The 7220-nt window shown below is 53.4% G+C and carries 6 protein-coding genes; 2 read left to right on the forward strand and 4 right to left on the reverse strand.

What is annotated here, in order from left to right; genetic code table 11:
- Positions 1 to 352: IclR family transcriptional regulator C-terminal domain-containing protein (locus tag FDW94_RS24490; protein WP_283204951.1), on the forward strand; the 352-nt coding region annotated here is incomplete at its 5' end.
- 86 nt (positions 353 to 438) lie between these two features.
- Here the strand turns inward: FDW94_RS24490 and aceK are convergent.
- From aceK to metA, 4 genes are all read right to left on the reverse strand, one after another.
- Positions 439 to 2220, reverse strand: a complete 1782-nt coding sequence (gene aceK, locus FDW94_RS18240) for a bifunctional isocitrate dehydrogenase kinase/phosphatase (RefSeq protein ID WP_003826508.1) — start codon at positions 2218 to 2220, stop codon at positions 439 to 441.
- A 102-nt stretch (positions 2221 to 2322) separates the two neighbouring features.
- Positions 2323 to 3627, reverse strand: a complete 1305-nt coding sequence (gene aceA, locus FDW94_RS18245; RefSeq protein WP_137378053.1) for an isocitrate lyase — start codon at positions 3625 to 3627, stop codon at positions 2323 to 2325.
- A 31-nt stretch (positions 3628 to 3658) separates the two neighbouring features.
- A complete protein-coding gene (aceB, locus tag FDW94_RS18250; RefSeq protein ID WP_137378054.1) occupies positions 3659 to 5260 on the reverse strand; it encodes a malate synthase A in 1602 nt (533 codons plus the stop codon).
- A gap of 268 nt (positions 5261 to 5528) precedes the next feature.
- Positions 5529 to 6458 carry a homoserine O-succinyltransferase gene (gene metA, locus FDW94_RS18255; protein ID WP_003826503.1) on the reverse strand — a complete coding sequence of 310 codons (930 nt, stop codon included), beginning with the start codon at positions 6456 to 6458 and terminating at the stop codon, positions 5529 to 5531.
- A 158-nt stretch (positions 6459 to 6616) separates the two neighbouring features.
- On the opposite strand from metA, the gene FDW94_RS18260 reads away from it, so the two are divergent.
- Positions 6617 to 7054, forward strand: coding sequence for an acetyltransferase (locus tag FDW94_RS18260; RefSeq protein WP_003826501.1), 438 nt, complete (start codon positions 6617 to 6619; stop codon positions 7052 to 7054).
- Positions 7055 to 7220 lie beyond the last annotated feature (166 nt).

The raw sequence follows: 7220 nt of genomic DNA on the forward strand, positions 1-7220 counted from the left end.
CTCCGGTGCGGGTAAGGCGTTTTTATCCCAACTGAGCGAAGAACAAGTGACTGGCCTGCTGCACCGTAAAGGCCTGCATGCTTATACACACGCCACGCTGGTGTCGCCAGTGCATCTGAAAGAGGATTTGGCCCAGACGCGCAAGCGCGGCTATTCCTTTGATGATGAGGAACATGCGCTGGGTCTGCGCTGCGTGGCGTCGTGCATTTATGACGAGCACCGCGAGCCGTTCGCTGCGATTTCCATTTCCGGACCCATTTCTCGTATTACCGACGATCGCGTGACCGAGTTTGGCGCCATGGCGATCAAAGCGGCGAAAGAAGTGACGCTGGCGTACGGTGGATTTCGCTAGGATGGGGTTGCCGGGTGGCGGCTACGCCTTACCCGGCCTGCTATCCAGGGTTAGGGCTGATTTGTAGACCTGATAAGCGTAGCGCATCAGGCACGGCGCACATTGCCGGATGGCGGCGCAAGTGCCTTATCCGGCCTACGGTCGGTTTCATAACGCACACTGAACCGCTGCCGACGCCGGTAGGCGTAAACATCTTCCACGTGACCGTTTTTGATGCGCGTCTGTAGGCCGCGCCAGTAGTCAGCGCTGAACAGGTCAGCGTGCATCTCTTCAAATAGCGGCCCTATACGCGGGTCGGCACATAGCCAGTGACGAAATTCTTCCGGGAAGACATCTCCCGGCGATACGCTGTACCACGGCTCAGCGCTCATCTCATCTTCCGGGTAGCGTGGCGGCGGGATATGGCGGAAATTCACCTCCGTCATGTAGCAGATTTCATCGTAATCGTAGAACACCACACGCCCGTGACGGGTCACGCCGAAGTTCTTAAACAGCATATCGCCGGGGAAAATATTGGCGGCGGCCAGCTGACGAATGGCGTTGCCGTACTCTTCAATGGCATCGCGCAGTTGCTGACCTTCGACCTGCTCCAGCCAGATATTCAGCGGTACCATCCGTCGTTCAATATACAGATGGCGAATGACAATCTGATCGCCGAGATCGGTAATTTTTTCCGGGGCTTCCTGCAATAACAGCGCCATCAGCGCCGGATCGATTTGCCGTTTCTCCAGCACAAAATTCTCGAATTCCTGGGTGTCAGCCATCCGCCCAACACGATCGTGTTCTTTAACCAGTTGATAGCAGGCGCGGACGTGGGCGGCAGACATCTCTTTTTGCGGGGCAAATTTGTCTTTGATGATTTTAAACACCCGGTCAAAACCCGGCAGCGTAAACACCAACATCACCATGCCGCGGATCCCTGGCGCTTCAATAAATTGCTCATCGCAATGGGCAAGATAGAGCAGATATTCGCGGTAACTTTCGGTCTTCGCGTGTTTCTGACAGCCAATCGCCATGTACAGTTCGGCGGTGGTTTTACCGGGCAGGATCTCGCGCAGCCACTCCACCAGCGCCGCGGGCAAAGGGGCGTAAACCATAAAATAGGAGCGGGCGAAGCCAAACACAATGCTCGCCTCCGCCGTCGTGGTCAGACAGGTATCGACAAACAATTCGCCTTCATCAGTCCGGTGGATTGGCAGTAAAAACGGTAGCGTCCCCGAAGGAGTAATCAGCTTACCGACCAGCCAGGCGGCCTTGTTGCGATAAAACAGTTCGTTCGCCACCTGTAAATGGCAGCCCGACAACACATCCGCTCCCAGGGTTTCGGTCAGGTGTTCGATGATGTAGTGGATATCACGATGTTTGTTCTGCCACGGCAGACGCAGGGGCAGATCGCTAAGGACGCGCGTCAGCAGCCACTCCCAGCCGGTATCCGGAAAAAAGTCTTTCGCCAGCGGACGTGGGATCGTGCGAAAACGGCGCTCTGGCTGAGAACTGAAAATAAACAGCCGCTCGGGAGTCAGCGAGCGGTGGTCAAATAACCGACAGTAAACGGAGTTAAAGAAACTCTCCGCAATCTCGAAGCGCGGGTAATCCGGCAGTAGCCGGGTGTAATGCTCTTTCACGCGAAGTAAAAAATCCGCGTCGGTACTTTTGCCGTCAGTAATGCAGCGCAACTGCTCCACCACCAGACCCACGTGATGATCGTAAAGGTGAATACGGCTTTTCATCGCCTGCTGAACCGCATGCCAGTCGGCATGTTCAAAACGCTGCTGCGCGCCGGAGGTGACTTCCAGAAAACGCCCGTACTGGGCGTCGAAACCTTGCAAGATAGTCTGAGCAATCAGTAATTCCAGGCCACGCGTCATCAATGTCTCCCATCCGGCACAACGTCATGCCGGATGGCGCGTTCGCTTATCCGGCCTACATCCCTTCGTAGGCCCGGTAAGCGCAGCGCCACCGGGCATTAATCAAAACTGCGATTCTTCGGTCGAGCCGGTCAGCGCGGTCACCGAGGAAGCTCCGCCCTGAATGATGGTGGTGACTTTGTCGAAGTAACCTGTGCCCACTTCCTGCTGATGGGAGACGAAGGTGTAACCGTCTTTAGCTGCCGCAAATTCTGGCTGCTGAACCTTCTCAACATAGTGGCGCATGCCTTCGCCCTGCGCATAGGAGTGCGCGAGGTCGAACATGTTGAACCACATGCTGTGGATACCCGCCAGGGTAATGAACTGGTATTTGTAACCCATATCCGACAATTGCTGCTGGAAGCTGGCGATGGTTTTGTCATCCAGGTTTTTCTGCCAGTTAAACGACGGCGAACAGTTGTAAGCCAGCAGTTTGCCAGGGTATTTCGCATGGATCGCATCGGCAAAGCGCTTCGCCAGTTCAAGGTCCGGCGTGGAGGTTTCACACCACACCAGATCCGCATACGGTGCGTAGGCCAGACCACGGCTGATCGCCTGCTCAATACCCGCATGCGTACGGTAGAACCCTTCGCTGGTACGTTCGCCAGTGATGAACTCGCTGTCGTATGGGTCGCAATCAGACGTAATCAGATCGGCTGCGTCGGCATCGGTACGTGCAATCACCAGCGTCGGCACCCCCATGACGTCGGCTGCCAGACGGGCGGCCACCAGTTTCTGGATAGCTTCCTGCGTCGGAACCAGCACTTTGCCGCCCATGTGACCACATTTTTTCACCGATGCGAGCTGATCTTCGAAGTGAACGGCCGCTGCACCAGCCTCAATCATCGATTTCATCAGTTCAAACGCGTTCAGTACGCCGCCAAACCCTGCTTCCGCATCGGCAACGATCGGCAGGAAGTAATCGACATAGCGAGGATCGTTCGGCTCAATACCGGTTGACCATTGGATCTGATCGGCGCGACGGAATGTGTTGTTGATCCGATCAACCACCGCCGGGACGGAGTTCGCCGGATACAGCGATTGGTCCGGGTACATGCTGGATGCCAGGTTGGCATCTGCCGCCACCTGCCAGCCTGAAAGGTAGACCGCTTCAATACCGGCTTTCGCCTGCTGCAGCGCCTGACCGCCGGTCAGCGCGCCGAGGCTGTTGATATAACCTTTCTTCGATTCGCCGTGCAGCAGACGCCACATTTTCGCCGCGCCAAGCTGCGCCAGCGTGCATTCCGGGTTAACCGAGCCACGTAATTTCACCACTTCCTCCGCGCTATATGGACGGGTGATGCCTTCCCAGCGCGGTTGAATCCATTCTTTCTGTAATTCTTCGATTTGTTGAGTACGGGTTTTCATGTGCAGATGCTCCATATTGTTATGTGGTGAATTACGCCAGCAGGCGGTAGCCTGGCAGGGTCAAGAAATCGATCAGTTCATCAGAGGTAGTGATTTGCTCCATCAGGCGCGCGGCATCGTCAAAACGCCCGCTGCTGTAGCGGTGTTCGCCCAGCTCGTCCTGAATCACCAGCATCTCTTCGGCCAGCATCTGACGGAACAGCGGTTTGGTAACCGGCTTGCCGTTGCTGAGCGTCTTCTCGTGGTGGATCCACTGCCAGATAGAGGTACGGGAGATTTCGGCGGTGGCCGCGTCTTCCATCAGACCGTAAATCGGTACGCAGCCGTTACCGGAGATCCACGCTTCGATGTACTGCACCGCGACACGGATATTGGCGCGCATGCCTTCTTCAGTACGCTCACCTTCACAAGGTGCCAGCAGTTGCTCTGCGGTAATCGGGGCATCTTCTTCACGGGTCACGAACAGCTGATTTTTGTTTTCACCGAGTACGTCGTTGAACACCGCCATGGCGGTATCTGCCAGTCCCGGATGGGCAATCCATGTGCCGTCATGACCGTTATTTGCTTCCAGTGCTTTGTCCGCTTTTACCTTGGTCAAAACCTGGTTGTTACGTTCCGCATCTTTGCTGGGAATGAATGCAGCCATGCCGCCCATCGCGAATGCGCCACGTTTATGACAGGTTTTAATCAGCAGACGCGAATAGGCGCTGAGGAATGGCTTATCCATCGTCACCACCTGACGGTCCGGCAGCACGCGATCCGGGTGGTTCTTCAGCGTTTTGATATAGCTAAAAATGTAGTCCCAACGACCGCAGTTCAGACCCACAATGTGGTCACGCAGGGCGTGCAGAATTTCGTCCATCTGGAAGACGGCAGGCAGCGTTTCAATCAGCAGGGTCGCTTTAATGGTGCCGCGCGGCAGGTTAAAGCGGTCCTCAGCATAGCTGAACACTTCGCTCCACCATGCCGCTTCTTGCCAGGCCTGCGTTTTTGGCAGATAGAAATAAGGACCGCTGCCTTTCGCCAGCAACGTTTTGTAGTTGTGGAAGAAATAGAGGACAAAGTCGAACAGGCTGCCCGGGATAGATTCGCCACGCCAGGTAACGTGTTTTTCCGGCAGGTGCAGACCACGAACGCGACATACCAACAGAGCCGGATTAGGTTTGAGCTGATAAATTTTACCCGCTTCGTTGGTGTAGCTAATGGTGCCATTGACCGCATCGCGCAGGTTGATCTGCCCGTCGATAACTTTGCTCCACTCAGGAGCCAGTGAATCTTCGAAGTCAGCCATAAAGACTTTGACGTTCGCGTTCAGCGCGTTGATGACCATCTTGCGCTCAACGGGTCCGGTGATCTCTACGCGGCGATCCAGTAAATCATCAGGAATTCCGCGAATTTTCCAGTCACCTTCACGAATGGAAGCTGTTTCCGAAATAAAATCAGGCAACTTACCGTCATCAATATCCTGCTGCTGCTGGATACGTGCAGCCAGAAGTTTATTCCGCTTTGGCGTAAATCTTGTCACCAGTTCAGTCAGAAACTCCACTGCTTCAGCGGTCAGAATTTGCTGTTCCTGTTCGCCAAACGGCCTGGTGAAGACCAGTTCATCGGTTGTCGTTGCCTGTTGATTCATTGCGTAGTTCCTCGTCATTGATCCAAACACATCCCCAATGCGAACGAAGGATCGTTGTGCGCTTTTCGTTCAGCACAACTAAGACTACTCATTTAAATTTCAAAATCAAAAACAATTTCCATTTTTAATTTAATTATCAATTAACCTATTGATAACAATATAAATAAAATTTAATTACACGATGAGGTGCGCTTCGGAAATAAAAAAGGCACCCGAAGGTGCCTGATTCAATATGCTGAAACGCTTAAGGATCGTCTGCTACAGAAGATTAATCCAGCGTTGGATTCATGTGACGCAGATCATATGGCGTGATCTGGTAGACGTAATAGTTGAGCCAGTTGGTAAACAACAAATTACCGTGGCTACGCCAGGTTGCCCGCGGTTTGTTTTGCGGGTCATCTTTCGGGAAATAGTTATAGGGTACTTCCGGCGATAAGCCCGCTTCGACATCACGAAAATATTCGCTGCCGAGTGTATGGTCGTCATACTCAGGATGACCCGTCACGAAGGCGATACGTTTGTCTTTGCTGGCAAACAGGTAGGCATCTCCCTCTTCGGTTTCAGCAAAGATCTCGAGATCGGTGTAGTCGCGGATAAGCGCTGCAGGGAAATCAGCATAGCGGGAATGCGGGGCCAGGAACGCATCATCGAATCCACGCGTCAGCAGCGCATGAGGGTGCAGAATATGGTGCTCATAGACGCCTGAGAGTTTGTCCGTGCGGGTTTGCTTGGGAATTCCGTACAGGATATTCAACGCAGCCTGCACCGCCCAACAGACAAATAGCGTCGAGGTAACGTGATCTTTGGCCCATTCAAGCACTTGCTTAATCTGCGGCCAGTAAGCCACATCATTAAATTCAACCAGGCCCAACGGGGCGCCGGTCACGATCAATCCGTCAAAGTTCTGATCGCAGATATCCTCGAAATTACAGTAAAAGTTATTCAGATGCTCCGTTGGGGTGTTGCGTGACTCGCGGGCATCGATGCGCAATAGCTGAACATCTACCTGCAGCGGTGAGTTAGACAGTAAGCGCAGGAACTGGTTTTCCGTTTCAATCTTCTTGGGCATCAGGTTGAGGATGAGCACCTTCAGTGGACGAATTTCCTGACCGGAAGCGCGGGATGTCGTCATCACGAAGACGTTTTCCTCACGCAAAAAATTGACGGCGGGTAGCTCGTCCTGCACGCGAATTGGCATAACCTGATAACCTCACAACATACGTTTAAACGTTTAGACATCCAGATAGCTGAAGATACCCAGGAATCATGCGAATGTCGAGCCTGCATCCTCAAGTTGAGAAAGTTTCACGGCTCCTTGCTGTAGAATAGTGCAGTAAAGAAAAAAAGGAGAATGCTATGAACCTTACCATTCGTCGTTCGCGTCAGGACGAAGGAGATAAGTTAGTTTCTATTTGGTGTCGCTCAGTAGATGCCACGCACCATTTCCTCTCTGCGGATTATCGGATTGAGCTGGAGGAGCTGGTACGTTCATTTTTACCAGAAGCCCCTCTGTGGGTTGCAGTGACAGAACAGGATGAGCCCGTCGCTTTTATGCTCCTGACCGACCAGCATATTGATGCTTTGTTTGTCGATCCGGATGTGCGTGGTAGTGGTGTTGGTAAACTGCTGATTGAACATGCTTTATCAATGAGTTCAACGCTAACAACCAACGTTAACGAGCAGAATGAGCAGGCGGTTGGATTCTATAAGAAGATGGGATTTAGCGTGACGGGACGTACAGAGGTGGACGATCTCGGACGACCGTACCCGTTACTCAACCTCGTACGCGGGTAGCAGGACTAGCTTTTGTAGGCCGGATAAGGCGATACGCCGCATCCGGCAGTGTGCAGACGTGTTGCCTGATGCGCTGCGCTTATCAGGCCTACAAAATACATTCAGCCCGGCCCCTGTAGGCCGGATAAGGCAGCACGCCGCATCCGGCGGTTTTCATCCCGCACAG

Origin of the sequence: Citrobacter sp. wls757, from assembly GCF_005280935.1 — a bacterium.
GTDB lineage: Bacteria > Pseudomonadota > Gammaproteobacteria > Enterobacterales > Enterobacteriaceae > Citrobacter > Citrobacter portucalensis.